The sequence below is a fragment of the Fibrella aquatilis genome, from assembly GCF_017353255.1.
GTDB lineage: Bacteria > Bacteroidota > Bacteroidia > Cytophagales > Spirosomataceae > Fibrella > Fibrella aquatilis.
Window position 1 is genome coordinate 1 of the sequence record NZ_JAFMYU010000049.1, and the last position, 1654, is coordinate 1654.

Genomic DNA, 1654 nt, shown 5'->3' on the forward strand with positions numbered 1-1654 from the left:
CCCGCCCCCGCCAGGGCCACCAGCCCCTGGGTCTGGGCAGCGCTCAGGGCGAAATCCAGCTCCCCCACCTCATAGCCCGCTACGGCATGACTGCTCCCTGTTGCCGTGAGCAGGCTGGCGGGCTGGTCGTAGCCGGCCAGGTAGTGCTGCCAGTAGGCCAGGGAGGTAGTCGCGTCCTGTCGGCTCAGCCAGTCGATGTAGCGACGGTAGGGCACGGGGGGTGGCAGCTGGGGGGTCAGGCCCTGGCTGAGTTGGGCGTAGAGGTGGGTGTATTCGGTCAGCAGCAGGCCCGCGCACCAGCCGTCCATGAGAATGTGGTGGTGCGTCCAGATCAGTTCGTACTCATTATCGGCCAGTTGCAACAGACTCATACGCATCAGGCTATCCCGGCTGAGAACAAAGCCCCGCTGGCGGTCCTGCTCCTGGTAGGTGGCCACAAACGTGACCTGCTGGTCGGGTGTCAACCCCTGTAAATCGTGAAAATGAAAGTCGGCATCGCGCTGTTTAAGCACTACCTGAATCGTTTTAGATAGGCCTTCGTGGAGGAAATTCGTGCGCAGCACGTCGTAGCGGTCAATGAGTAACTGGAAGCTTTGCTGTACGCGCTGGGCCTGAAGCCGCCCGGTTAGGCGGTAACTGATCTGGTTGACGTAGGCCGAGGGAGCACTACCCAACAGGGCGTGAAACAGGATGCCTTCCTGCATCGGCGACAGCCCGTACAAGTCTTTGACATTTCCTTTGGTTTGCATAAGATCTTACTTAAAGCGCGTAGTCCTGATTAATTAAACAGGGCGCTAATCCGGTCGATGTCTGCCAGCGACAGGTCGTTGTTGCCAAAATCGGATGGGGTCAGTTCGCGCTCAGACTGGGCCAGACAGTGCACCACCAACGCTGCCAGTTGATCCCGGCAAGACTCCGCCAGCGCGGCTATCAGGCTGGGTGCGTAGGTCGTTGTTTGGTACCGAAACGTGATCCGTAGACAGCCATTTGTCGCCACCCCAACCACCGACAGCGCACACCCCGACACCAACGGCGTGGTTAACAGGGCGGCCACCACGGGCAAATGCACGGCAGCATCATTGCCCCAGCTTAACGGGTCGGCAGACTGGTCTATATAGGTAAACTGCACGTCGGGCTTCAGAGCCAGCACCGCCCCATGTTCACTCAAATACCGCAGTACGCCATAACCTAGCCCCTTGTCGGGCACCGACCGGACCTGCTCTTTTACCGACTTGAGGTTCCGGGAAAGATCAGTTCCTCCAGCCACCTCCATTACCGCTGGATAGTGACTGGCAAACCCTCCCACCGTCCGGCTACCATCCAACTCGCTTGCCGGCCCCTGCTCAAACCCCTGCCGACCGTCGGCTTCGAGTTCTACTACCCACGTATCGCGATCAAGCTCCTTGGCCAGTATCTGAAGCAGCGCTGTTAGTAGCAGTTCGGCGTTGTCGGTTCCGTAGGCCTCGTTAGCCAGGGCCAGTTGGGCTGTCAGAGCGGCAGCTAGTTCACTAGTCTCCTCGGCCAACACCTCAGCGGTAACGTCTGCTGGAGGAATTGCGGTGACAACTGGCGGCAAGGCCTGAGCGTGGGCCACCACCCCCTGCCAGTAGCCCCCCTGGGTTTGCAGATAAGCACCCCCCGCCTGAGCCAACAG

2 protein-coding genes are annotated in these 1654 nt (G+C 60.0%); both read right to left on the bottom strand.

All coding sequences use genetic code 11. The features are described 5' to 3' along the window. Positions 1–749: condensation domain-containing protein (locus J2I48_RS28055; RefSeq protein ID WP_229376871.1), on the bottom strand; the 749-nt coding region annotated here is incomplete at its 3' end. A 29-nt stretch (positions 750–778) separates the two neighbouring features. Beyond that, a partial coding sequence (locus J2I48_RS28060) for a condensation domain-containing protein (RefSeq protein WP_229376873.1) occupies positions 779–1654 on the bottom strand: 876 nt, incomplete at its 5' end.